Here is a 24152-nt window from a genome sequence, read left to right as displayed (position 1 = left end):
GGCGTCCTTCAAGCAGTGGTCGGAGTGAGGCGCTCGAACAGCGCCTCTACGGTATTGAAACGCTCTTCCGCGCGTTCCATGGGCACCATGAATTTGAACATCGTGGCACCTTCGAACTTGTAGCGTTTGGGCTGGCCTTGGATCAACTTGATCAGCACCAGCGGGTCGACCGGGGTCTGGGCTTCGAACTCGATCCGGCCGCCATTGGGGCCGCCATCGACTTTCTTGATGCCCAGTTGCTCGGCCTTGAGCTTGAGCTGTGTGGTGCGCACCAGGTTCTTGGTCGGTTCCGGCAGCAGGCCGAAGCGGTCGATCATCTCCACCTGCAGGTCCTTGAGGCCTTCCTCGTCGCTGGCCGAGGCGATGCGTTTGTAGAGGATCAGCCGTGCGTGGACGTCCGGCAGGTAATCTTCCGGGATCAACGCCGGCACTCGCAAATTGATTTCCGGCCCGCCGCCCAGGGGTTGATCGAGGTTCGGCTGTTCGCCCTTGCGGATCGACTTGACCGCGCGTTCGAGCATTTCCATGTACAGGGTGAAGCCGACGGCCTGGATCTGGCCACTCTGGCCGTCGCCGAGCAATTCGCCGGCGCCACGGATTTCCAGGTCGTTGGTGGCCAGCACGAAGCCGGCGCCGAGGTCCTGGGTGTTAGCGATGGCTTCCAGGCGCTTTTCCGCATCCGGGGTGATCTGCTGGCGCGGTGGCGTCAGCAGGTAGGCATAGGCTTGGTGGTGGCTACGACCGACCCGGCCGCGCAACTGGTGCAACTGGGCCAGGCCGAATTTGTCGGCGCGCTCGATGATGATGGTGTTGGCGCTCGGCACGTCGATGCCGGTCTCGATGATGGTCGAGGCGATCAGCACGTTGAAGCGCTTGTGGTAGAAGTCGCTCATCACCTGTTCGAGTTCACGTTCGCGCATCTGCCCGTGGCCGATGCCGATGCGCGCTTCCGGCACCAGTTCGGCCAGGTCGGCGGCGCATTTCTCGATGGTCTTCACGTCGTTGTGCAGGTAATAGACCTGGCCACCCCGCAGCAGCTCACGCAGCAGGGCTTCCTTGACCGTGCTTTTGTTCTGCTCCATGACAAAGGTGCGCACCGACAGGCGCCGGGCCGGTGGCGTGGCGATGATCGACAGGTCGCGCATGCCCGACACCGCCATGTTCAGCGTGCGCGGGATCGGCGTGGCGGTCAGGGTCAGGATGTCGACTTCGCTGCGCAGGGCCTTGAGCTGTTCTTTCTGGCGCACGCCAAAGCGGTGCTCTTCGTCGATGATCACCAGTCCCAGGCTCTTGAACTTCACGTCGTCCTGCAGCAGCTTGTGCGTACCGATGACGATGTCGATCTTGCCCTCGGCCAGGTCGGCCACGGCGGCGTTCACTTCCTTGGTGGATTTGAAACGGCTCATCACCTCCACGGTCACCGGCCAGTCGGCGAAGCGGTCGCGGAAACTGTTGTAGTGCTGCTGGGCGAGCAGGGTGGTGGGTACCAGGATTGCCACCTGCTTGCCGCCGTGCACGGCAATGAATGCGGCGCGCATCGCCACTTCGGTCTTGCCGAAGCCCACGTCGCCGCACACCAGTCGGTCCATGGGCTTGGGCGCGAGCATGTCGGCGCGCACGGCTTCGATGGTGGTCTGCTGGTCGACGGTTTCTTCGAACGGGAAACCGGCGCTGAAGGTTTCGTAGTCGGCTTTCGGATCGGCGAAGGCGTAGCCCTCGCGGGCGGCGCGACGGGCATAAATGTCCAGCAGTTCGGCGGCCACGTCGCGCACCTGTTCGGCCGCCTTGCGCTTGGCTTTCTGCCAGGTTTCCGAGCCCAGGCGGTGCAGCGGGGCGAGAGCGTCGTCGCTGCCGGTGTAGCGGGCGATCAGGTGCAGGTTCGCCACTGGCACGTAGAGCTTGGCGCCCTCGGCGTATTCCAGGGTCAGGAACTCGGCGGCCTGGTTGTCGATTTCCAGGGTCGCCAGGCCCAGATAGCGGCCAACGCCGTGGTCGATGTGCACCACCGGCGCGCCTTCGCGCAGCTCGGTGAGGTTCTTGATGACGGCGTCGTTGGCGGCGTCGGCGCGTTTCTCGCGACGGCGGCGCTGCATGACGCGCTGGCCGAACAAAGGACTTTCCGCCACCAGCGCCAGGGCCGGGTCATCCAGGACCAGGCCGTCGTTCAACGGCGCGATCGTGATCGCCAGGCGATCCTTGCCGGCGACGAAGTCCGGCCAGCTGTCCACCGTCTTTGGCCGCAGCTTCAGGCGTTCGAGCAGTTCCAGCAGCACTTCGCGACGCCCCGCGGATTCAGCGGTGAACAGGACGCGACCGGGGAATGCGTCGAGAAAACCCGCCAGTGCCGCCAATGGCTGCGTGGCCTTGGCTTCGATGGCCAGGTCCGGCAACGCCTTGGCCGGGAAGCGTTCACGGCCAACGCCGGTTTCCACGTCCTGCTGGCTCGCCACTACCCGCGGCCAACTCTTGAGGCGGGCAAAGCAGTCTTCCACCGGCAGGAACAGCTCGGCGGGTGGTAATAAAGGACGGGAAGGATCGACGCGACGCTCTTCGTAGCGATTGCGCACATCGTTCCAGAAATTTTCCGCCGCCTGTTCGATGCCGGGCAGGGAAAACACCTGGGTGTCCTGGGGCAGGTAATCGAACAGGGTGGAGGTTTCTTCGAAAAACAGCGGCAGGTAATACTCGATGCCGGCGGGGGTGATCCCGCTGCTCAGGTCCTGGAAGATCGGGCAGCGGCGGAAATCCACATCGAAGCGTTCGCGAAAGCGCGCCTTGAACCGGGTCACGGCATCTTTTTGCAGCGGGAATTCCTTGGCCGGCAACAGGCGGATCGACTGCACTTTATCGATGGAGCGCTGGTTTTCCGGGTCGAAGGTGCGCAGGGTCTCGATTTCGTCGTCGAACAGGTCGATGCGATAAGGCAGTTTGCTGCCCATCGGGAACAGGTCGATCAAGGCGCCGCGTACCGCGAACTCGCCGTGTTCGTACACCGTATCGACGCAGCGATAGCCACTGGCCTCAAGGCGGGTGCGCATTTGCTCGACATCGAGCTTCTGGCCGATGTCCAGCACCAGGCTGCTGCCAAGCAGGAATTGGGTCGGTGCCAGGCGATGTAGGGCCGTGGTGATCGGCACTACCAAAACGCCATGACTGAGTTCCGGCAGCCGATAAAGGCTGGCGATTCGCTGGGAAATGATGTCCTGGTGCGGTGAAAACAGATCGTAGGGCAGGGTTTCCCAGTCCGGGAAATGCAAGACCGGCAAATCCGGAGCGAAGAAACTCAGCTCCTGTTCCAGCCGCTCGGCGCTTTGGCTGTCGGCGGTCAGCAGCAGGGTGAAGCGCTTTGCAGCGCTGGCAGCCTCGGCGATGGCCAGGCTCAGGGCGGCACCGGGCAGGTTGCCCCAGTGCTGTTTACCTGCCGCGGCAGGGAGAAGCGGAAGACGCAGAACGGGCACGGAAGGTTGAGCTCCAGCGTTGCGACAAAGTCGACAATTGTAGCGGGGGAAGGGGGCTGCTGTCAGTCGCAGACTACCCAGGCAGACAGGAAAACCACGGTGCGACAGGCGCGCATTGCTCCGCCGAGGACTCGGCGGCATAATGTAGCCCCTTTTTTCAGCCCCTACATGTGGAAGGTTACCGTGACTCAGAAGCCCGACCAGTGTCTTGGTGAATGGATTGATCGTGAAGCTCTCGCAGAAGCGATGATCCCTCTCATCGGTCAGCTCTACCGCAATAACAACGTGGTGAGCTCGATCTATGGCCGCAGCCTGATCAACCAGTCTGTCATCGCGATCCTCAAAGCCCACCGCTTTGCTCGCCACCGTTCTTCCGACGACAGCGAACTCTCCGTCCACGAAACATTCCCCCTGCTCAAGGCCATGAGCGAGCTCAAGCTCGGCGCGGCGTCGGTGGACCTGGGCAAGCTGGCGTTCAAGTTCCGCAACGAAGGCAATGGCCGTAGCGCCGAGCAGTTCGTGCGTGAAGAGATGGCTGATGTGGTTGGCCAGCAGAACGCTTCGCCTCGCAAAGGCACTGACGTGGTCCTGTACGGTTTCGGCCGTATCGGCCGTCTGCTGGCGCGCATCCTGATCGAAAAAACCGGTGGTGGCGACGGCCTGCGCCTGCGGGCCATCGTGGTGCGCAAGGGCGCCGAGAACGACCTGACCAAGCGTGCCAGCCTGCTGCGCCGCGACTCGGTCCATGGTTCGTTCAACGGCACCATCACCATCGACGAAGAAAACAACACCATCACCGCCAACGGCAACCTGATCCAGGTGATCTACGCGAAGAACCCGACCGAGGTCGACTACACCCAGTACGGTATCAAGGATGCGCTGCTGGTGGACAACACCGGTGTATGGCGTGACGCCGACGGCCTGGGCCAGCACCTGGCCTGCCCGGGTGTCGATCGCGTTGTCCTGACCGCGCCAGGCAAGGGCAAGCTGAAGAACATCGTTCACGGCATCAACCACGGCGACATCACCGCTGACGACAAGATCGTTTCCGCCGCCTCTTGCACCACCAACGCCATCGTGCCGGTGCTCAAGGCAGTGAACGACAAGTTCGGCATCGTCAACGGTCACGTCGAAACGGTTCACTCGTACACCAACGACCAGAACCTGATCGACAACTTCCACAAGGGCGATCGCCGTGGCCGCAGTGCCGCGCTGAACATGGTCATCACCGAGACCGGTGCCGCCACCGCCGCCGCCAAGGCCCTGCCTGAACTGGCCGGCAAGCTGACCGGCAATGCGATCCGCGTGCCGACGCCGAACGTGTCGATGGCCATTCTCAACCTGAACCTCGAGAAAGCCGCCACCCGTGAAGAGATGAACGAGTACCTGCGCTACATGGCGCTGCACTCCGACCTGCACAAGCAGATCGACTTCGTTAACTCGCAAGAAGTGGTGTCCACCGACTTCGTGGGCTCGCGCCACGCCGGTGTCGTGGATGCCGAGGCCACCATCAGCCAAGACAACCGCGTTGTCCTGTACGTCTGGTACGACAACGAATTCGGTTACAGCTGCCAAGTGGTTCGCGTGATGGAAGACATGGCCGGGGTAAACCCGCCAGCATTCCCGCGCTAAGCTTTAGCCGCACATGAAAACGCCCCAACTTGTCGGGGCGTTTTTGTATCTGGAGGTTTTGTGTTGAGTGGCCCGGCCTCTTCGCGAGCAGGCAATCTATCAGGCGCCGCCCACCACCGAAGCTTGCGCAGTCCGCAACTCATGACGGTTGCCCTTGAACAACACCAGGGTCGCAATCAACCCCAGCACCGCCGCCCCACTGAGCCATATCCCCGGGGCAGCCTTGTTGTCGAGCACATGGATCAGGTAGGTACAGGCCGCCGGAGTAAATCCGCCGAACGTCGCTGTCGCCAGGCTGTAGGCTAGGGAGAAGCCGGTGGTACGCACCTCGACCGGCATGATTTCCGTCAAGGCCACGACCATTGCACCGTTGTACGATCCATACAGGAACGACAACCACAGCTCGACGATCAGCAAATGGCTGAAGCTGGGGTTCGCCACCAACCAGGACAGCGCGGGATAGGCGGTGAGGATCGCCAGGACAGTCGCACCGAGCAGCAGGGGTTTGCGTCCGACCTTGTCGGAAAGCGCCCCCATCACGGGCAGCCAGAAGAAATTCGACAAGCCGATGCACACCGTGACCAGTAGCGCATCCAGGTCCGACAGGTTCAACTCGGCCTTGCCGAAGGTCGGTGTGTAAGCGGTGATCAGGTAGAACGACACCGTGGTCATCACCACCAGCGCCATGCCGGCCAAGACAATGCCGAAGTTCTGACCGATGGAGCGGACAATTTCCGATAGGCTGGGGCGATGTTTTCTCGCTTGGAACTCAGGTGTTTCTTCCAGTGAGCGACGGATCACGAATATGGCCGGCACAATCATGCACCCCACCAGGAACGGTACGCGCCAGCCCCATTCGCCCATTTCCTGGGGGCTTAGCCAATGATTGAGACCCACCCCCAGCAGGCCGGCAAACACCACGGCCGCCTGTTGGCTGGCGGATTGCCAACTGACAAAGAAACCTTTGCGCCCCGGCGTGGAGATTTCCGCCAGGTAAACCGACACGCCGCCCAGCTCCACACCGGCGGAGAAGCCTTGCAGCAATCGGCCTAGCAGCACCAGCAAGGGGGCCGCCACGCCCAGGGTGGCGTAGCCCGGCACGCACGCGATCAGTAGGGTGCCCATGGCCATCAGCGCCAGGGTGATGATCAAGCCTTTGCGACGGCCGTGGCGGTCGATGTAGGCACCGAGAAAAATCGCTCCGAGGGGGCGCATCAGGAACCCGGCACCAAACGTGGCCAGGGACAGCATCAGCGAGGCGAACGCACTGTCGGCGGGGAAGAACGTCTTGGCGATGGCCGTGGCGTAGAAGCCATAGACCATGAAGTCGAACATCTCCAGGAAGTTGCCGCTGACAACGCGAAAAATCGCCTTGCCGTTGCTCGTTTGGGAAGACATGTGTAGGTACTCACTCTGGCAAATCTTGTATGGAGGCACTGCGTCCCCTGTGGGAGCGCTGGAGTTCATAATGGCGGGCGCGGTTTTGAGGGGAGATGAAGATTTGTTAACTGGACGATGGGTTGGCCTTGTGGTGCTGGCCGGCGTGTTGTCGGGTTGCGGCAACGGCGACACCCTGGAGCGCTTCGATGGCCCGACCATGGGCAGTCATTATTCGATTCAGTACGTCAGACATTCCGCCGGGCCCACTGCGAAAACGGTGCAGGTCGAGGTGGAAAGCATCCTCGCCGAAGTGGATCGGCAACTCTCAACCTATCGCAGCGACTCGGACATCGAGCGTTTCAACGCGCTGCCGGCCAATAGCTGTCAGGTCATGCCTGGCCCGCTCCTGGAGTTGGTCGGCGTAGGTGAGCAGTTGTCGGTTCAAAGCGACGGCTCCTTCGACCTGACTGTGGAACCGCTGCTGAACCTGTGGGGCTTCGGTCCTCAGTCTCGCGAAGAAAAAGTGCCGACCGCCGAAGCCTTGGACATGGTGCGCCAGCGCGTCGGTCATGGTCATTTGCGTATCGAGGGCGACCGGTTGTGCAAAGACGCCGCAGTCGAAGTCGACTTCAACAGTATCGCCGCGGGTTATGCCGTCGACCGCATCGCCGCCAGGCTCCAGGCCCTGGGCATCGACAGTTACCTGGCCGAAGCCACCGGGGAACTCAAGGCCGTCGGGCGCAAACCCGATGGTTCGGCCTGGCGCATCGCCCTGGAAGAGCCGCGGGGCGACCGGCAAGTGGCCGAACGAGTCATCGAGGTCAATGGCTACGGGGTTTCCACCTCGGGCGACTACCGTAAGTATTTCGAGCAGGGCGGCAAGCGTTATTCCCACACTTTTGATGCCCGCACCGGTGCGCCGGTCTTACATGACCTGGCGTCAGTCACGGTGATTCATCCTTCAGCGTTGATGGCCGATGGACTATCGACGCTATTGCTGATTCTCGGTCCTGAACGGGGTTGGGACTATGCCGAAAAGCACGGCATCGGGGTATTTTTTGTACTGCGCGATGGCAATCGTTTTGTCTCCCGTACCAACGATGTGTTTGAACGGATCAGTGGTGGAAAAACCCAATGATGACAGCCTTCAGGATGTAGGCGACCTGTGGAAAGGAAGCTTGCTCCCGCTTGAGTGCGAAGCGCTCACAAAAATGGGTCTGCTGCGCAGCCCAGCGGGAGCAAGCTCCCTCGCCACAGTGATTTGGGCAGGCTCCGACAGCGTTTTGAAAGCGTAGGTGTGGCGAAATAGCGCAGGCAAAACTAGCCTACGACGCGACCAAGGGGTAATGTGCGCGGCGTTGACGCTTCTATAGACTGTGGCCGGGCTCGTGAACCGGCCCCAAATTGTTCCTTCATGCCGCAGGCCGGCATGATTTAGCCGTCGGCGCCAATGTGGTGCCGCGGCCTGTTCTGAGGAGTACGCATGGCTGTCTACAACTACGACGTGGTGGTACTGGGTTCCGGCCCGGCGGGGGAAGGCGCGGCAATGAACGCGGCCAAGGCAGGGCGCAAGGTGGCGATGGTCGACAGCCGTCGGCAGGTCGGCGGCAACTGCACCCACTTGGGTACCATCCCGTCCAAGGCCTTGCGTCACTCGGTCCGGCAGATCATGCAGTTCAATACCAACCCGATGTTCCGTGCCATCGGCGAACCGCGTTGGTTCTCCTTCCCGGACGTGCTCAAGAGCGCCGAGAAGGTGATCTCCAAGCAGGTGGCCTCGCGCACTGGTTATTACGCCCGCAACCGCGTGGACGTGTTCTTCGGCACCGGCAGCTTTGCCGATGAGCAGACGGTCGAAGTGGTCTGCGGCAATGGCGTGGTCGAGAAACTGGTGGCCAAGCACATCATCATCGCCACCGGTTCGCGCCCGTATCGCCCGGCCGACATCGATTTCAACCACGCACGTATCTACGATAGCGACACCATCCTGAGCCTGGGCCACACCCCGCGTAAGCTCATCGTCTACGGCGCTGGGGTGATCGGTTGCGAATACGCCTCGATCTTCAGCGGCCTGGGGGTGCTGGTGGAACTGGTGGATAACCGCGGCCAGTTGCTGAGCTTCCTGGACTCGGAAATCTCCCAGGCCCTGAGCTATCACTTCAGCAACAACAACATCACCGTGCGCCACAACGAAGACTACGACCGCGTCGAAGGCGTCGACAATGGCGTGATCCTGCACCTCAAGTCCGGCAAGAAGATCAAGGCCGACGCCTTGCTCTGGTGCAACGGCCGGACCGGCAACACCGACACCCTGGGCCTGGAAAACATTGGTGTGAAGGTCAACAGCCGTGGCCAGATCGAAGTCGACGAAAACTACCGCACCTGTGTGCCGAACATCTACGGTGCCGGTGACGTGATCGGCTGGCCGAGCCTGGCCAGTGCCGCCCACGACCAGGGCCGTTCGGCCGCCGGCAGTATTGTCGACAACGGCAGCTGGCGCTTCGTCAACGACGTACCGACCGGGATCTACACCATTCCGGAGATCAGCTCGATCGGCAAGAACGAGCAGGAGCTGACCCAGGCCAAGGTGCCGTATGAAGTGGGCAAGGCCTTCTTCAAGAGCATGGCGCGGGCGCAGATCGCCGGCGAGCCGCAAGGCATGCTGAAGATCCTGTTCCACCGCGAGACCCTGGAAGTACTGGGCGTGCACTGCTTCGGCTACCAGGCGTCGGAGATCGTGCACATCGGCCAGGCGATCATGAACCAGCCGGGCGAATTGAACACGTTGAAGTACTTCGTCAACACCACGTTCAACTACCCGACCATGGCCGAAGCCTATCGGGTAGCCGCCTATGACGGGCTCAACCGGCTTTTTTGAGCGGCTCCGGCCGGTGGCCTGAGCCGGCCGGGGAGACCGATTTCAGCAATTCTCGAGGGTGGCAGTGGCCAAACCGGGAAAGTCTGTAATCAGGCTGTCAGCGCCAAAATCGGCGAGCCTGCGCATCAGCGCGGGCTCGTTGACGGTCCACACCGACACATGCAGCCCCTGGCGCTGCGCCTTGATCAGGCGTTCCGGCGTGCACAGGGTCCAGTTCAGCGCCAGAATCTCGCAGCCGTAACTCTGGGCGACCTTCAACGGGTCGAGCCAGGCGTATTCGGCCACCAGTCCGCGGGAGATGTCCGGGGTCAGGTCCAGGGCTGCCTTGAGCACTTCCCGGGAACTGGACGTGATGGTGATTTTGTCCAGCAGCCCGAAACGCTGGGCCATTTCGCGAATGCCCAGCACCGTAGCGGCGGCGCGGGTGCGCGAGGCACTTTTGACCTCCAGTTGCCAGTGCTCGAAATCACACTTCTCGAACAGCTCCTCCAAGCGTGGGATCGGGCACGGCTTGATCCAGCCCGGGCCACCCTTGCGCGCATCGTAGGTCACCAGCTCGGCGGCGGTATGCTGGACCACCTTGCCCCGGCGATCGGTGGTGCGCTTGAGAGTCGGGTCGTGGATCACCATCAACTCGCCGTCCATCGAAAGGTGCAGGTCCAGCTCGCAACGGCGTACGCCGTGCTTGAGGCACTCCTGAAAACCGGTCAGGGTGTTTTCCGGCGCTTCGCCCTTGGCGCCGCGGTGGCCATAAATGAGGGTCACGGTTCTTCCTTATTGATACCTGAGTCGTTCTGTTCCCGGGCCAGGCGCCGCTCTTGCGCCTGTTTCTGCAGGATGTAGCGGGCCAGCAACTGTCGCTGGGCGTCGGTCGGGCGTTCGAACTCGGTGCCCACGTCGAAGCCGTCGCCCTTGGGGTCGCAGTGGGTGACCCGCGCCCGCAGCAACAGACCGAGGGCTTGCGGCATCAGCACCAGCTTGATCGACAAATGGGCGCCGACGGCGATTGGCGTGGGGTATTGGAAGTCGACGCCGCCTTCGGAAATGATCACCGGTTGCGGTTCGCCGATTTCGCCGAGCACCGTCAGGGCGATGACCTGGCTGAGCAGGTCGATGCGTTTGTTCATTGCCTTGAGGTATGCCGCGATGCTGCGTTCGCGCTCGCTGATCTGGCGCAGCAGGTGCTGTGACTCGAATTCGCTCAGGTGCAGTTCACTGAGCAGATTGAACAATGGAGAAGCATCCTGCAACACTTCCTGGCCAGCAGCTTCAGGAATGGACAGGGGCCGAATTTCCAGTGCGATCGTGTCCTCGATACGGTAGTATTCGCGGCGATCTTCTTCATCTAATGTCGACATGGCGAACCCATGGTAGCGGCGGTGGTCTGAGTGTAAAGCTGGTTTGTGACCCCCGCCACAAGGACGTTCCTTTTCCCTCCGAACAAGCCCCGACATGTTCAGACCTCTCTTCGTATTTATCGGCACGCGTTATACCCGTGCAAAGCGTCGCAATCATTTCGTATCGTTCATTTCCCTGACGTCCATCATCGGGCTGGCCCTTGGCGTGGTCGTGATGATCGTCGTGCTCTCGGTGATGAACGGCTTCGACCATGAGATGCGCACCCGCGTGCTGGGCATGGTGCCCCACGCGACCCTCGAGTCCGGCGAAGCCATCAGCGATTGGCCGAGCCTGGCCGCCAAGGTCAAGCAGAACCCGCAGGTGCTGGCCGTGGCGCCGTTCACCCAGATGCAGGGGCTGCTGACCAACGACGGCAAGGTATCCAAAGTGTTGCTCAATGGCATCGACCCCGGGCTCGAGCGTCAGGTGTCGATCATCGACAATTTCATGCAACAGGGAAAACTCGATGACCTGGCGCCAGGCAGTTTCGGCATCGTCATCGGTGACAAGGCCGCGGCCAAGCTTGGCGTTGCCATTGGCGACAAGCTGACCTTCGTCGCCCCGGAGGTCACCGTGACCCCGGGCGGCATGTTTCCGCGCATGAAACGCTTTACCGTGGTCGGCATTTTCCATGTCGGCGCTGGCGAGCTCGATGGTTACCTGGGCGTCACCAATCTCCAGGACCTGGCGCGCCTGCATCGCTGGAAGCCGGATCAGGTCCAGGGCCTGCGGTTGAAGTTCGATGATCTGTTCCAGGCACCGCGTGTGGCGTGGACCATCGCCCAGCAACTCGGCGAAGATCGTTACTACGCCCGGGACTGGACCCGTACCCACGGCAACCTGTACCAGGCGATCCGCATGGAAAAAGCCATGATCGGCCTGCTGCTGTTGCTGATCGTTGCCGTGGCGGCGTTCAACATCATCTCCACGCTGGTGATGGTGGTGAACGACAAGAAGGGCGATATCGCGATCTTGCGTACCCTTGGCGCCACGCCGGGGCAGATCATGCGGATCTTCATGGTCCAGGGCACGGTCATTGGCGTGATCGGTACGTTCGTCGGCGCCCTGGTCGGGATGTTCGCCGCGCTGAACGTCAGCGCCGCGATCGCCGCCCTCGAAGGCCTGATCGGGCACAAGTTTCTCAACGCCGACGTGTACTTCATCGACTACCTGCCATCGCAATTGCAGGCCGATGACGTGTTGATGGTCTGCGGCGCCGCGTTGGTCCTGAGTTTCCTCGCCACCCTGTATCCTGCCTGGCGTGCCGCGCGCACCCAGCCTGCGGAGGCGTTACGTTATGAGTGAGTCGGGCATGAGTGAAAAAGCAATCTTGAGTTGCCGCAACCTGGGCAAATCCTACGAGGAGGGCCCGGAGTCGGTGGTGGTGTTGTCGGGCCTGCAGCTGGAGCTGCATCCTGGCGAGCGCGTGGCGATTGTCGGCACCTCCGGGTCGGGCAAGAGTACCTTGCTCAACCTGCTGGGCGGCCTGGATACGCCAACCGCCGGCAGTGTCTGGCTGGCTGGCGAAGAGCTTTCGGCGCTGAACGAGAAAGCCCGTGGCCTGCTGCGCAACCGTTCCCTGGGCTTCGTCTACCAGTTCCACCATTTGCTGCCCGAGTTCACCGCGCTGGAAAACGTCTGCATGCCGCTGTTGATTGGCCGCACGGCGATTCCTGAGGCCCGTCAGCGCGCCACGGCGTTGCTGGAGCGGGTAGGGCTGGGGCATCGCCTGGAGCACAAGCCGGCCGAATTGTCCGGTGGTGAACGCCAGCGCGTGGCGATTGCCCGGGCCTTGGTCAACAAGCCTGGGCTGGTGATGCTCGACGAGCCGACCGGCAACCTCGACTCCCACACCGCCCAAGGCATCCAGGATTTGATGCTGGAGCTCAGCACGTCGATGCGTACCGCGTTCCTGGTGGTGACCCACGACATGAACCTGGCCCGGCAGATGGACCGCGTCCTGCACTTGCAGGAAGGTTGCCTGACGCCCATCTGACCGACCGAAACCCGGTACTTGCTGCAAGCGCCGGGTCTTTTATTTTCATACGGTGCCCCGCGAATGTTCAGACCGTTATCGATCTTTATCGGCACGCGCTATACCCGCGCCAAGCGCCGCAATCGCTTTGTTTCGTTCATATCCATGACCTCGATGATCGGCCTCGCCCTGGGTGTGCTGGCGATGATCGTGGTGTTGTCGGTGATGAACGGCTTCCAGCGCGAAATGAGCTCGCGCATCCTCGGCATGGTGCCCCACGCCACGATCGTCGGCGTCAATCCGATCGACGACTGGCAACCGGTGGCCGCCGCGGCGCTGAAAAATCCTGAAGTCACCGCTGCGGTGCCATTCACCGAAATGGAGGGCATGCTCAGCCATAAGGGCTCGATGCAGCCGATCCAGATCAGTGGCGTCGATCCGGCCCAGGAAGGCAAGGTGTCCATTGTCGCCCAGCATATCGTCCAGGGGCGTCTGGATGCCTTGAAGCCGGGCGAGTTTGGTGTCGTGATCGGCGAAATCACCGCCCGGCGTTTTCGTCTGAACGTCGGCGACAAAATCACCCTGATCGTGCCGGAAGTCAGCACGGCCCCCGGCGGCATCACCCCACGGATGCAGCGGCTGAATGTGGTGGGTGTGTTCAAGGTGGGCGCCGAGCTGGACGGCTCCATGGCGCTGATCCACCTGGCCGATGCCGCACAGATGCAGCATTGGCAGCCGAACCAGGTACAAAGCGTGCGCCTGGCGGTGAAGGATTTGTACGCGGCGCCGAAGGTCTCCGGTGACATCGCCACCAACCTTGGCGCGGCCTACAAGGCTGACGACTGGACCCACACCCAGGGCAGCCTGTTCAGTGCCATGAAAATGGAAAAAACCATGATCGGCTTGCTGCTGCTGATGATCGTCGCGGTGGCGGCGTTCAACATCATCGCCACCCTGATCATGGTGGTGAACGACAAAGGCGCGGACATCGCGATCCTGCGCACCATCGGCGCCACGCCGCGGCAGATCATGGCGATCTTCATGGTCCAGGGCACGGTGATCGGCGTTGTCGGTACGCTGATTGGCGGCGTGCTGGGGGTGATCGCGGCGTTGAACGTCAGTGCGCTGGTGGGCTGGCTGGAACGGGTCAGCGGCCAGCACATCTTCAGTTCCGACGTGTACTTCGTCAGCAACCTACCGTCGGAGCTGCAGCGTGGGGACGTGGTGCTGATATGCTCGGCCGGGTTCATCCTGAGCTTCCTCGCCACCGTGTACCCGGCGTGGCGTGCGGCGAAGATCGAGCCGGCGCAGGCGTTGCGGTATTCCTGATACCCAGGACCGGTTGCAGGATCCTTGTGGCGAGGGGATTTATCCCCGTTGGGCTGCGAAGCGGCCCCGAAACAGTCAATTCAATCTGCCTGGAACACTGGGGTGCCGGGGTTTAGGGCTGCTTCGCAGCCCAGCGGGGATAAATCCCCTCGCCACAGGGTTTTGTGTCAGGGCTGGCTTGTCTTTGGCAGCTCTATCAGGAACCGCGTCCAGCCATCGGCCGATTCACAGCGGATCTGCCCGCCATGGGCGCGAATGATCGAGCGTGTAATCGCCAGTCCGAGTCCCGCATGTTCACTGCTGCCTTCCTGGCGAGCTGGGTCGGCGCGGTAGAAACGATCGAACAGGCGCGGCAGCAGGTCTGCCGGAATGCCCTCGCCACTGTTCTCCACGCTGATGCGCACCACCTGAGCCTCATCGACAATCCTCACGTACACTTCTCCGCCGCCGGGGGTGAAGCGCAGGGCGTTGTCCAGCAGGTTGGAGAGCGCCCGGCGCAACATGTTGCGGTCACCCTCTATGCGGCCATCGCCCACGCGGCTCAGGCGGACGTTGGTGTCTTCGGCCAGCGGCGCGAAGAAGTCCAGCAGCACGTCCACTTCCTCGGCCAATTGCAGCGGTTCGCGATTGAGCGCCAGCAAGCCGTGGTCGGCCTTGGCCAGGTACAGCATGTCGTTGACCAGTTGCGCCATCCATTGCAGTTCTTCGAGATTGCTGTGCAGCGCCTCGCGGTAATCCTCCAGGGGGCGTTCGCGAGTGAGGGTGACCTGGGTGTGGGTCAGCAGGTTCGACAGCGGCGTGCGTAATTCATGGGCGATGTCGGCAGAGAACGCTGAGAGCCGCTGAAACGCATCGTCGAGGCGTCCGAGCATGGCGTTGATGCTGTGGGCCAATTCCGCCAGTTCGGCGGGCATTTGCTCTTCGGGCAGCCGGGCGTTGAGTGAGCGGGCCGAGACACTGCCGGCAATGGCGCCCATGCGTCGCAAGGGACGCAAGGCCCGCCGGGCGGCCCAGGCGCCGAGCAGGGCGGTGGCCAGGGCTGAGAGGCCGACGGTCAGCCAGATCAGGCGCTGCATGCGTTGCAGGAAGTGCTGGTGGTGGGTGATGTCCAGCAACAGGGTCAGTTGCGGCGAATTGGCTCGGTCGGGATACAGCGGGGCGTTCAATACGCGGTAATCGGTGTCGGCATCACTGAGCGTCGACAGGCCGGGGCGCTCTGGCAATCGAGCAGGAATACGGATCGAACTGTCGTACCAGCGCACACCATCGCTGCCCTTGATGCGCAGCGCCAGGTCGGCCTGACGGCTCAATTCATCTTCCAGGCGGCGCTGGGTCTGCTCGGCGTCAAGGTCTTGCAGGGCCCGGCGCAGACCGATCAGCTTGCCTTCGAGCAGTTGCTGGTCCAGCTCGATGAAGTGCGCCTCGCTGCCGCGGCTGAACAACACCCCGGCAAACAACGACACCACCGCGGTGCAGGCGGCGAACAGCAGGGCCAGGCGACTGCTCAGCGACCACCGGCCCCTCACAGGCTGCGCTCTTCAAGCACATAGCCCATGCCCCGCACGGTATGGATGAGTTTGCTGGGGAAGTCATCGTCAATCTTGATTCGCAGGCGTCGTATCGCGACTTCGATGACGTTGGTGTCGCTGTCGAAATTCATGTCCCAGACCTGGGACGCGATCAGCGATTTGGGCAGCACTTCACCCTGGCGACGCAGGAGCATTTCCAGCAAGGCGAATTCCTTGGCGGTGAGGTCGATGCGTCGGCCGCTGCGTTCGACACGACGGCGGATCAGGTCCAGGCGCAAGTCGGCCAGTTGCAGGCTGGTTTCCTGTTGCGTCGAACTGCCTCGACGCAACAGGCTGCGCACCCGTGCCAGCAACTCGGAAAAGGCAAAGGGCTTGACCAGGTAATCATCGGCACCCAGCTCCAGGCCGTGTACGCGATCCTGTATCGCATCCCGCGCGGTGAGAAACAGCACCGGTGTATCCAGCCCGGCGCCACGGACGGCTTGCAGGATCTGCCAGCCATCGCGGCCGGGCAACATCACGTCGAGGATCAGCAGGGCGTATTCACCGCTCAAGGCCAGTTGCTGGCCGGTGATGCCATCGGCCACCAGGTCGGCGTTGAAGCCGGCTTCGCCCAGGCCTTGGCGCAGGTATTGGCCGGTTTTGGTTTGGTCTTCGACGATCAGCAGTTTCATGGGCAGCTCAGGGCATGGTTTTAACGTGGGCGTTATACCGCGGTGGTCGGGGCCGTGGCGCAACCTGACAGAGTTGTAATGCAACTGTCAGGCAATTGGCAGCCGCACCGATCTAGAGTCCCGGGTAAGTTGAACCTTACCTTGTCGGAGTATGAACATGTTGATGGTAAACCGTCTGATCCTGGCCGCTTCTGCGTGGGTATTGAGTACCTCGTCGTGGGCATCTCCCGGTGCGCACTTTGATTTCGGCCAGCCCGCACCGGCGGCCAAGGCCAGTCGCACCATCGAAGTGGTGATGGGCGACATGTCGTTCAATCCTGGCACGCTGGATATCAAGGCAGGCGAGACGGTGCGGTTTGTACTCATCAATAAAGGCCAGTTGTTGCACGAATTCAACCTCGGCAACGCCGCGATGCATGCCCAGCACCAGCAGGAAATGCTCAAGATGCAACAGAGCGGCATGTTGACGCCGACCGGGATGAAGCCGGGAATGGACCATGCCTCGATGAATCCGGCCTCGATGGAGCACGGTGGTAAAGACGGCATGATGCGCCACGACGACGCTAACAGCGTGCTGGTTGAGCCGGGTAAGTCCGCCGAGCTGACCTGGGCTTTCGATAAGGCTACCCGGCTGGAATTTGCCTGCAATGTCCCCGGTCATTACCAGGCCGGGATGAAGGGCGACCTGACAGTCAGTCAGTAAGCACTCAAAGGCTGCGGCAAAGGCTGATAGAATCGGCTGATTCTTCAGTCAGGTTTCCGTCATGCATCCCGCAGCCGAACATTCGCCGCTGGGCAAATCCAGCGAATACATCGCCACGTACACGCCGTCACTGCTGTTTCCGATCCCGCGCACGGCGAAATGGGCGGAACTGGGCCTGACGGCCGAGACCTTGCCGTACAAGGGCGTGGATTTCTGGAACTGCTTCGAGCTGTCGTGGCTGCTGCCGTCCGGCAAGCCGGTGGTGGCCATCGGTGAATTCGCGATCCCGGCGGATTCGCCGAATATCATCGAGTCCAAATCCTTCAAGCTGTACCTCAACTCCTTGAACCAGACCCCGTTTGCCGATACCGCGAGCCTGGAAGCGACCCTGCGCCAGGACCTGTCGGCGGCTGCCGGTAAAGCAGTGGGCGTGCGGATCCGCAGCCTCAAGGATGTGGAGCGTGAAGGCATCGTGGCGTTGCCCGGTACCTGCATCGACGATTTGGACATCAGCGTCGACTCCTACGCGCACCCGCGCCCGGAACTGCTGCGTTGCGATGCCTCACGCATCGTCGAGCAAAGCCTGCACAGCCATCTGCTCAAGTCCAACTGCCCGGTGACCAGCCAGCCGGACTGGGGCAGCGTGGCGGTGGAATATCGCGGTGCGGCCCTGGATCCCGCCAGCCTGCTGGCCTACATCGTCAGCTTCCGCCAGCATTCGGATTTCCATGAGCAGTGCGTGGAACGGATCTTTCTCGATCTGCAGCGCTTGCTCAAGCCGGAGAAATTGACGGTGTACGCGCGGTATGTGCGTCGGGGCGGGCTGGATATCAACCCGTATCGCAGTACCGAAGACGTTCAACTGCCGAACCACCGCCTGGTCCGCCAATGAAGCTCTAATGTGGGAGCGAGCTTGCTCGCACACAATGGATTGCAGACATTAAAAAGCCCCGCTCTTGATAGCAGGGCTTTTTGCATTTAAAGGGTTCAGATCCCCATATTGCCCAAAGCTTGCACAATGTTGCGCAAGGTCCCGGCAAGGGTGGGGTGTTCCACCTCGAAGCGCTCGACAGCCAAGTTTATATTATCGGCGAGGTTGTTGTCCGGCGCTTTGGTTTCAAACTCAAGCTCAAGTTCGATCTTTTGCATCAGCGCGTGCAGGTCATCGCGCTCGACTTCGGAAAGTGGTGGATTCTGTTCCAATTGCTCGCGCAGTTTGTTGAGCTGTTCTTGCAATTCGCGGGCAGGCATTGGCGTACTCCCTTTATTGATAGGCACTGCCATGGACCGCGACGCTGGGTCAAAAGTCCATGGCCTGCCTTAAGAGTAATCTACCGTCGCGCTGCCTGCATGATCCCGGTCATGGCTTCTCGCCTTTGAGTCGGCGCAGGCTGATGTCCGCCAGGCACGTGTCGAGTTCACCCAAGTGATCGATCACCGAATGCACCCCCAGGCTGAACAATTGCACGGTGGCCTTGGCGCGTTTGATTTCCCGTTCCTGTTGGCTCAGCGCCTGCCATTCATCAGGCGTCAGGCCACATAGCGAGCCGCAGGACGCCAGGCCGATGGTCCACAAACCGGCGTTGAGCCCTGACTGCAACAACCGGGGTTCGCCACTGACCAACACGCAGCCGTCCAGTTGCTGGACGTTCAGCGCCATCAGCGCCTGCCAGCAGGCATGAGGCGCCGGCCAAGGATTAATTGTTGCTGGAAGTTGCGGCGGTTTGATCCACGCCGGCAATGAAGCCGCCAGGGCATGGCTGGTGGCAGGTGGCAGTTCGTCGAGCCAGGCGCAGGGGATTTCCTGAAGCTGCAGGTGGTGCAAGCTCTCAAGGGCGCCCGGTGTTGGCTGCGCATGCTCGACCGGCGTGGCCCCTGGTTGGCGGATGCGCGCGCCGAAATCCACCAGGCATCCGCTCAGGCCAAACAGTACGGCGGTCAGGCTGGGGGCGGGGAGGGGCAGGGCTTCAGCGCGGGGCATGGGAACGTCCTTGAAATAACCTGCAGCCTAAAGAGCCGCGATGACAGTCCGGTGACAGTGAAGTGAAGGCTGCCAGTCGTGGAAACGTCCTACGGCCTGCTTGTTTTTTCGGTGCTGCCTATCCACGCGTTCCGTCTTATACTAGCCACCTTACCGCCTGGGCTCGGCGCCCTTGCCTGATTAATCCAAGGAGTTTTCCCCTATGCGCTGGAGCCATCGTCTAGCTCAGCTGTGTTTGTCTGCCAGCGTCATGCTGGTTCCGTTCGCTGCCCAGGCCGCCACGGAAGAAGATCCTTGGGAAAGCATCAACCGTCCGATCTTTACCTTCAACGACACCATTGATACCTACGCGCTCAAGCCACTGGCCCAGGGTTATCAATATGTGACGCCGCAGTTCCTCGAAGACGGCGTCCACAACATGTTCCGCAACATCGGTGACGTGGGCAACCTGGCCAACAACGTGCTGCAGGCCAAGCCGGCCGCTGCCGGGGTCGACACCGCCCGGTTGATCTTCAACACCACCTTCGGCCTGCTGGGCTTCTTTGATGTGGGCACCCAGATGGGCCTGCAGCGCAGCGATGAAGATTTTGGCCAGACCCTCGGCTACTGGGGCCTGGATAGCGGGCCATATGTAATGCTGCCGCTGCTGGGGCCAAGCACCCTGCGTGACGCGCCGGCCAAGCTGGTCGATGACTACACCGCCCCGTATCGTTATATCGATAACGTCTCGGTGCGTAACTCTATTCGAGGCCTGAACGTCGTCGACACCCGCGCCAGCTTGTTGTCGGCCGAGAAGATGGTGAGCGGCGACAAGTATGTCTTCATCCGCAACGCCTACTTGCAAAACCGCGAATTCAAGGTCAAGGATGGCCAGGTCGAAGACGATTTTTAATGCCGACCTGTAAAACCACAAAGGCGGCCAAAAAGGCCGCCTCTGTGCTTTGGCGTCGTGTTTGAGCGGGTTTGAACCTTCCATTGAGTTACGCTTCGCTCGGTTCTTATAACTCTCTGTACTTTGACAAATAAAGACGGCAAGCGGCTATCTGCCTGAGCTTGAAACGCCCCGCGGATGGGAGTACCGTCTGCGCCTTAGAGGGCACCTCTGGTGTAGTTGTGTGTAGGGCAATGGCCTGAAACCGGTACGACAGAGAGGCTAGAAAGCGAATCCAGTAGTGCGTGCAAGGCCAGACGGCCCAGCCCGCTACGCCAACCTAATTCTGGCGCCGTTTGCCCACATGCCAAAAACCAGTGCCACGCTGCTGATAATCGATGATGACGAAGTGGTGCGAGCCAGTCTCGCAGCCTACTTGGAAGACAGTGGTTTCAGCGTCCTGCAGGCCAGCAATGGCCAACAGGGTCTTCAGGTATTCGAGCAAGACAAGCCCGACCTGGTCATCTGCGACCTGCGCATGCCGCAGATGGGCGGACTCGAACTCATTCGCCAGGTCACCGAGATTTCCTCGCAGACCCCCGTTATCGTGGTTTCGGGCGCAGGCGTGATGAACGACGCGGTTGAGGCGTTGCGCCTGGGCGCGGCGGATTACCTGATCAAGCCCCTTGAAGACCTTGCGGTGCTCGAGCACTCGGTGCGCCGGGCCTTGGACCGCTCGCGCCTGTTGGTGGAAAACCAGCGCTACCGCGAGAAGCTGGAAACCGCCAACCGCGAGCTGGAAGCCAGCCTGAACCTGTTGCAGGAAGACCAGAACGCTGGGCGCCAGGTGCAGATGAACATGCTGCCGGTCAGCCCCTGGACCGTCGACGATTTCCGTTTTGCCCACCAGATCATCCCGTCGTTGTACCTGTCGGGCGATTTCGTGGACTATTTTCGGGTCGACGAGCGGCGTGTAGCGTTCTATCTGGCGGACGTTTCCGGCCATGGTGCTTCTTCGGCATTCGTCACGGTGCTGTTGAAGTTCATGACCACGCGCCTGTTGTTCGAGTCCAAACGTAATGGCACTCTGCCAGAATTCAAGCCTTCTGAGGTCCTTGGGCATATCAACCGAGGCCTGATCAGTTGTAAGCTGGGCAAACACGTCACAATGGTCGGTGGAGTCATCGACGAGGAGACTGGTTTGTTGACCTATAGCATCGGCGGCCACCTGCCTTTGCCTGTGTTGTATACACCAGACAGTGTGCGTTACCTGGAAGGGCGCGGTTTGCCGGTGGGCCTGTTCAACGAGGCCACCTACGAAGACCACGTACTGGAATTGCCGCCGACATTCAGCCTGACGCTGATGTCTGATGGCATTTTGGATCTTTTGACGGAACCTACACTCAAAGAGAAAGAAGCGGCCTTGCCTGAACGGGTGAGTGCAGCGGGCGGCAGCCTGGAAGGCTTGCGTCAAGTGTTTGGATTAGCCACGCTCGGGGAGATGCCGGATGATATCGCCCTGTTAGTGTTGAGCAGGAACCTTTGATGAGTACCGGTAGAATCCAGTTCGCCGAGCAGGACGGCACCTTTGTCCTGAAGTTTGTCGGTGAAGTGCGCCTGACCCTGTGTTCGGCGCTGGATGCGACTATTGAGCGGATCTTCACCTCGTTGAATTTCAACGCCATCGTGATCGACCTGACCGAAACCCGCAGCATCGACAGCACCACATTGGGCCTGCTGGCCAAACTGTCGATCCTGTCGCGGCAGAAGGTCGGCCTGCTGCCGACTGTCGTCACCACCCACAACGACATTACCCGTCTACTGCAATCGATGGGCTTCGACCAGGTGTTCAACATCGTGGGCGACCCTGTGCCGTGCCCGGAATGCCTGGACGACCTGCCTGACCAGGACCAGTCCGAAGAAGAAGTGCGGATCAAGGTGCTCGAAGCCCACAAGATCCTGATGGGGCTCAACGATTCCAATCGTGAAGCCTTCCATGACCTGGTGAATGCGCTGGAAGGGCCTTGACCCCTGGTTTTGCTTAGGCTGACCGGCCTCATCGTCGGAACGCCGCCCGGAGCAAGCTCGCTCCCACATTGGAATGCAGTCACCTGGCTTGCTCGCGATAGCGTTTATCGATCCGCCATTCCCCCAGGCCAAGCCACATAAAAAAGGGCGAACCCACCAAGGTTCGCCCTTTTTGCATGCCTTTGTGAATCAGCTCAAAGCTTGGCTTGCAGCAACGCCTCCAGCTTCTCCTGGTCCCGGGCAAACTGACGAATACCTTCTGCCAGTTTCTCGGTCGCCATGGCGTCCTCGTTGGACAACCAGCGGAACTGCGCTTCATTGAGGATCAAGCGCGCTTCGCCGGCTTGCCCTGGCGCCAGCTTGCGCTCCAGCTTGCCTTCGTCGGCGGCGAGTTTTTCCAGCAGGTCCGGGCTGACGGTCAGGCGGTCGCAGCCGGCCAGTTGCTCGATCTGGTTGAGGTTGCGGAAGCTCGCGCCCATGACCACGGTCTTGTAGTCATTGGCCTTGTAGTAGTTGTAGATGCGCGTCACCGACTGCACGCCTGGATCATCAGCGCCGGTGTAGTCGTTGCCATTGGCTTTCTTGTACCAGTCGTAGATACGGCCCACGAACGGCGAAATCAGGAACACCCCGGCATCGGCGCAGGCGGCGGCCTGGGCGAAGGAGAACAGCAGGGTCAGGTTGCACTGGATGCCTTCACGTTCCAGCTGCTCGGCGGCGCGAATACCTTCCCAGGTGGAAGCGATCTTGATCAGCACGCGCTCGCGGCCAATGCCGGCCTTTTCGTACAGATCGATCAGGCGATGCGCACGCTTCAACATGGCCTCGGTGTCGAACGACAGGCGCGCGTCCACTTCAGTGGAAATACGCCCTGGGATCACTTTCAGGATTTCTTGCCCAACCGCCACGGCAAAACGGTCGCTGGCCAGGCCCACATCGCCCTTGCAGTCCGCCACGCAGGCGTTCAACTGCTCGGCATAACCTGGAATGGCCGAGGCCTTGAGCAGCAGGGAAGGGTTGGTGGTAGCGTCCACGGGCTTGACGCGGGCGATGGCCTCGAAGTCGCCGGTGTCGGCCACGACGGTGGTGAACTGTTTGAGTTGTTCCAGCTTGGAAGTCATGAGCGTGCTCTGTCCTATGGGTCCGTTGACATTACCCGAGGGCTGGCAGCCACTCAAGGGCGTGAAGGGGGATCGATGGGCCCCAGCGGCAACAACCTGAAAACGGCTGTTTGAAAGGCCGGGGCGGTATCGGTAGATACGATGCCAAAACAGCGCGCAGGTTCAAAGCAAGTGACGGTTAACGCCCTTCCAGCAGTTGCCCCGCCTGATCGAGCAACGCCAGCGGATCCTTGGTCTTGTGGATATCCACCGACAACAACTGCCGAAACCGCCTTGCCCCTGGAAAACCGGTACCCAGCCCGAGCACATGACGGGTGATGTGATGCATTGCGCCACCGGCGGCCAAATGATCGGCGATATAAGGCCGCAACTGCGCCAGCGCCTCGGCCCGGCTGATGATCGGCGCGGTGCTGCCGAACAGCTGTTGATCCACCTCGGCCAGCAGGTACGGGTTGTGATACGCCTCGCGCCCCAGCATCACACCGTCGAACGTCTGCAGATGCTCGTGGCAGGCCTCCAGCGTCTTGATCCCACCATTGAGCACAATCTCCAACTCCGGAAAATCCGCCTTCAACCGCGCGGCCACGTCATAACGCAGCGGCGGGATGTCGCGATTCTCCTTCGGCGACAACCCCTCCAGAATCGCAATCCGCGCATGCACGGTAAAACTCGTGCACCCGGCCTCACGCACCGTCCCGACAAACTCACACAACTGCTCGTAACTGTCCCGCCCATTGATCCCGATGCGATGCTTGACCGTCACCGGAATCGACACCGCATCGCGCATGGCTTTCACACAGTCAGCCACCAAATTCGGATGCCCCATCAGGCACGCGCCGATCATATTGTTCTGCACCCGATCGCTGGGGCAGCCTACGTTGAGGTTCACCTCGTCGTAACCGTGCTCCTGGGCCATACGGGCGCAGGCAGCCAGGTCGGCCGGCACGCTGCCGCCCAGTTGCAGGGCCAGGGGGTGTTCGGCTTCGTGGTGGCGCAGGAAACGTTCGTGGTCGCCGTTGAGTAGCGCGCCAGTGGTGACCATTTCGGTGTAGAGCAGGGCGTGTTTGGAGAGGATGCGTAGGAAGAAGCGACAGTGGGCGTCGGTCCAATCCATCATCGGCGCAACGCTGAAGCGGCGGGACGGCTCTTTGCGGGATGATCCAGTGTTTACGGGCGCTTCAGGTTTTTCTAAATT

At 61.2% G+C, this 24152-nt stretch carries 21 protein-coding genes; 11 read left to right on the top strand and 10 right to left on the bottom strand.

The genetic code is table 11. The features are described 5' to 3' along the window. Positions 1-8: 8 nt before the first annotated feature. Positions 9-3458 (bottom strand): transcription-repair coupling factor, encoded by a 3450-nt coding sequence (gene mfd / locus BT116_RS23595; RefSeq protein WP_072347506.1) that lies wholly within the window; start codon positions 3456-3458, stop codon positions 9-11. Positions 3459-3626: 168 nt separating this feature from the next. Here mfd and BT116_RS23590 point away from each other — a divergent pair, with 168 nt between their 5' ends. Further along, positions 3627-5090, top strand: coding sequence for a glyceraldehyde-3-phosphate dehydrogenase (locus BT116_RS23590; protein ID WP_072347504.1), 1464 nt, complete (start codon positions 3627-3629; stop codon positions 5088-5090). A 99-nt stretch (positions 5091-5189) separates the two neighbouring features. Here the strand turns inward: BT116_RS23590 and BT116_RS23585 are convergent, their stop codons facing one another. Further along, a complete protein-coding gene (locus BT116_RS23585; protein ID WP_072347502.1) occupies positions 5190-6488 on the bottom strand; it encodes an MFS transporter in 1299 nt (432 codons plus the stop codon). A 70-nt stretch (positions 6489-6558) separates the two neighbouring features. Between BT116_RS23585 and BT116_RS23580 the strand changes: the two genes are divergently transcribed. Continuing rightward, a complete protein-coding gene (locus tag BT116_RS23580; RefSeq protein WP_371856162.1) occupies positions 6559-7608 on the top strand; it encodes an FAD:protein FMN transferase in 1050 nt (349 codons plus the stop codon). Positions 7609-7953: 345 nt separating this feature from the next. Further along, positions 7954-9348, top strand: a complete 1395-nt coding sequence (gene sthA / locus BT116_RS23575; RefSeq protein ID WP_003183399.1) for a Si-specific NAD(P)(+) transhydrogenase — start codon at positions 7954-7956, stop codon at positions 9346-9348. Positions 9349-9390: 42 nt separating this feature from the next. Here sthA and BT116_RS23570 read toward each other — a convergent pair whose 3' ends face one another. Both BT116_RS23570 and BT116_RS23565 read right to left on the bottom strand, forming a co-directional pair. Further along, a complete protein-coding gene (locus BT116_RS23570; RefSeq protein WP_072347498.1) occupies positions 9391-10113 on the bottom strand; it encodes a glycerophosphodiester phosphodiesterase in 723 nt (240 codons plus the stop codon). Next, positions 10110-10706, bottom strand: coding sequence for a PilZ domain-containing protein (locus tag BT116_RS23565; protein WP_072347496.1), 597 nt, complete (start codon positions 10704-10706; stop codon positions 10110-10112). Before BT116_RS23565 ends, BT116_RS23570 begins: the two co-directional genes overlap by 4 nt. A gap of 94 nt (positions 10707-10800) precedes the next feature. Here BT116_RS23565 and BT116_RS23560 point away from each other — a divergent pair, with 94 nt between their 5' ends. The 3 genes from BT116_RS23560 to BT116_RS23550 all read left to right on the top strand — a co-directional run bounded on the left by BT116_RS23560 (position 10801) and on the right by BT116_RS23550 (position 14050). Further along, entirely contained in the window at positions 10801-12051 is a 1251-nt protein-coding gene (locus BT116_RS23560; RefSeq protein WP_003199675.1) for a lipoprotein-releasing ABC transporter permease subunit, read from the top strand. Between the two features lie 7 nt (positions 12052-12058). Further along, on the top strand, positions 12059-12742 hold the full coding sequence (gene lolD / locus BT116_RS23555; RefSeq protein ID WP_162843734.1) for a lipoprotein-releasing ABC transporter ATP-binding protein LolD: 684 nt from the start codon (positions 12059-12061) through the stop codon (positions 12740-12742). 63 nt (positions 12743-12805) lie between these two features. After that, positions 12806-14050, top strand: a complete 1245-nt coding sequence (locus tag BT116_RS23550) for a lipoprotein-releasing ABC transporter permease subunit (RefSeq protein ID WP_063322170.1) — start codon at positions 12806-12808, stop codon at positions 14048-14050. A 167-nt stretch (positions 14051-14217) separates the two neighbouring features. Here BT116_RS23550 and BT116_RS23545 read toward each other — a convergent pair whose 3' ends face one another. Next, positions 14218-15576 carry a heavy metal sensor histidine kinase gene (locus BT116_RS23545; RefSeq protein WP_072347494.1) on the bottom strand — a complete coding sequence of 453 codons (1359 nt, stop codon included), beginning with the start codon at positions 15574-15576 and terminating at the stop codon, positions 14218-14220. Next, a complete protein-coding gene (locus BT116_RS23540; protein ID WP_063322168.1) occupies positions 15573-16253 on the bottom strand; it encodes a heavy metal response regulator transcription factor in 681 nt (226 codons plus the stop codon). The genes BT116_RS23545 and BT116_RS23540 overlap by 4 nt, the downstream gene beginning before the upstream one ends. Before the next feature lie 157 nt (positions 16254-16410). On the opposite strand from BT116_RS23540, the gene BT116_RS23535 reads away from it, so the two are divergent. Together BT116_RS23535 and queF are read left to right on the top strand one after the other, a co-directional pair. Next, a complete protein-coding gene (locus tag BT116_RS23535; protein WP_072347492.1) occupies positions 16411-16956 on the top strand; it encodes a copper-resistant cuproprotein CopI in 546 nt (181 codons plus the stop codon). Positions 16957-17017: 61 nt separating this feature from the next. Then, complete coding sequence (queF, locus tag BT116_RS23530) at positions 17018-17848, top strand: NADPH-dependent 7-cyano-7-deazaguanine reductase QueF (protein ID WP_013692631.1); 831 nt, start codon at positions 17018-17020, stop codon at positions 17846-17848. 95 nt (positions 17849-17943) lie between these two features. Here queF and BT116_RS23525 read toward each other — a convergent pair whose 3' ends face one another. After that, positions 17944-18207 carry a DUF4404 family protein gene (locus BT116_RS23525; RefSeq protein ID WP_072347489.1) on the bottom strand — a complete coding sequence of 88 codons (264 nt, stop codon included), beginning with the start codon at positions 18205-18207 and terminating at the stop codon, positions 17944-17946. Between the two features lie 109 nt (positions 18208-18316). After that, positions 18317-18937 (bottom strand): HAD superfamily inactivated hydrolase PcrP, encoded by a 621-nt coding sequence (locus BT116_RS23520; protein ID WP_072347487.1) that lies wholly within the window; start codon positions 18935-18937, stop codon positions 18317-18319. 250 nt (positions 18938-19187) lie between these two features. On the opposite strand from BT116_RS23520, the gene BT116_RS23515 reads away from it, so the two are divergent. The 3 genes from BT116_RS23515 (at position 19188) to rssC (ending at position 21836) form a co-directional block, all read left to right on the top strand. Continuing rightward, positions 19188-19829, top strand: a complete 642-nt coding sequence (locus BT116_RS23515; protein ID WP_371856163.1) for an MlaA family lipoprotein — start codon at positions 19188-19190, stop codon at positions 19827-19829. Between the two features lie 343 nt (positions 19830-20172). Beyond that, the gene (rssB, locus tag BT116_RS23510; RefSeq protein ID WP_053120765.1) at positions 20173-21354 is read left to right on the top strand and encodes a two-component system response regulator RssB; all 1182 of its coding nucleotides are present in this window, start codon (positions 20173-20175) and stop codon (positions 21352-21354) included. Next, positions 21354-21836 (top strand): anti-sigma factor antagonist RssC, encoded by a 483-nt coding sequence (gene rssC, locus BT116_RS23505; protein ID WP_028237685.1) that lies wholly within the window; start codon positions 21354-21356, stop codon positions 21834-21836. Before rssB ends, rssC begins: the two co-directional genes overlap by 1 nt. A 194-nt stretch (positions 21837-22030) precedes the next feature. Here the strand turns inward: rssC and tal are convergent, their stop codons facing one another. Together tal and dusA are read right to left on the bottom strand one after the other, a co-directional pair. Then, entirely contained in the window at positions 22031-22957 is a 927-nt protein-coding gene (tal, locus tag BT116_RS23500; protein ID WP_063322162.1) for a transaldolase, read from the bottom strand. 178 nt (positions 22958-23135) lie between these two features. Next, positions 23136-24152: tRNA dihydrouridine(20/20a) synthase DusA (gene dusA, locus BT116_RS23495; protein ID WP_256572547.1), on the bottom strand; the 1017-nt coding region annotated here is incomplete at its 5' end.

The organism is Pseudomonas sp. NFACC16-2, from assembly GCF_900119205.1.
Taxonomy (GTDB): Bacteria; Pseudomonadota; Gammaproteobacteria; order Pseudomonadales; family Pseudomonadaceae; genus Aquipseudomonas; species Aquipseudomonas fluorescens_Q.
The sequence above is the reverse complement of the archived record's forward strand: the minus strand, read 5'-3'. Positions and strand labels throughout refer to the sequence as shown.

Bases quoted from the DNA above. Each gene is read 5' to 3' on its own strand.
- BT116_RS23590 (WP_072347504.1), top strand. From the start codon at position 3,627: ATGTGGAAGGTTACCGTGACTCAGAAGCCCGACCAGTGTCTTGGTGAA.
- BT116_RS23585 (WP_072347502.1), bottom strand. From the start codon at position 6,488: ATGTCTTCCCAAACGAGCAACGGCAAGGCGATTTTTCGCGTTGTCAGC.
- BT116_RS23580 (WP_371856162.1), top strand. From the start codon at position 6,559: ATGGCGGGCGCGGTTTTGAGGGGAGATGAAGATTTGTTAACTGGACGA.
- sthA (WP_003183399.1), top strand. From the start codon at position 7,954: ATGGCTGTCTACAACTACGACGTGGTGGTACTGGGTTCCGGCCCGGCG.
- BT116_RS23565 (WP_072347496.1), bottom strand. From the start codon at position 10,706: ATGTCGACATTAGATGAAGAAGATCGCCGCGAATACTACCGTATCGAG.
- BT116_RS23560 (WP_003199675.1), top strand. From the start codon at position 10,801: ATGTTCAGACCTCTCTTCGTATTTATCGGCACGCGTTATACCCGTGCA.
- lolD (WP_162843734.1), top strand. From the start codon at position 12,059: ATGAGTGAAAAAGCAATCTTGAGTTGCCGCAACCTGGGCAAATCCTAC.
- BT116_RS23550 (WP_063322170.1), top strand. From the start codon at position 12,806: ATGTTCAGACCGTTATCGATCTTTATCGGCACGCGCTATACCCGCGCC.
- BT116_RS23540 (WP_063322168.1), bottom strand. From the start codon at position 16,253: ATGAAACTGCTGATCGTCGAAGACCAAACCAAAACCGGCCAATACCTG.
- BT116_RS23535 (WP_072347492.1), top strand. From the start codon at position 16,411: ATGTTGATGGTAAACCGTCTGATCCTGGCCGCTTCTGCGTGGGTATTG.
- queF (WP_013692631.1), top strand. From the start codon at position 17,018: ATGCATCCCGCAGCCGAACATTCGCCGCTGGGCAAATCCAGCGAATAC.
- BT116_RS23525 (WP_072347489.1), bottom strand. From the start codon at position 18,207: ATGCCTGCCCGCGAATTGCAAGAACAGCTCAACAAACTGCGCGAGCAA.
- BT116_RS23520 (WP_072347487.1), bottom strand. From the start codon at position 18,937: ATGCCCCGCGCTGAAGCCCTGCCCCTCCCCGCCCCCAGCCTGACCGCC.
- BT116_RS23515 (WP_371856163.1), top strand. From the start codon at position 19,188: ATGCTGGTTCCGTTCGCTGCCCAGGCCGCCACGGAAGAAGATCCTTGG.
- rssB (WP_053120765.1), top strand. From the start codon at position 20,173: ATGCCAAAAACCAGTGCCACGCTGCTGATAATCGATGATGACGAAGTG.
- rssC (WP_028237685.1), top strand. From the start codon at position 21,354: ATGAGTACCGGTAGAATCCAGTTCGCCGAGCAGGACGGCACCTTTGTC.
- tal (WP_063322162.1), bottom strand. From the start codon at position 22,957: ATGACTTCCAAGCTGGAACAACTCAAACAGTTCACCACCGTCGTGGCC.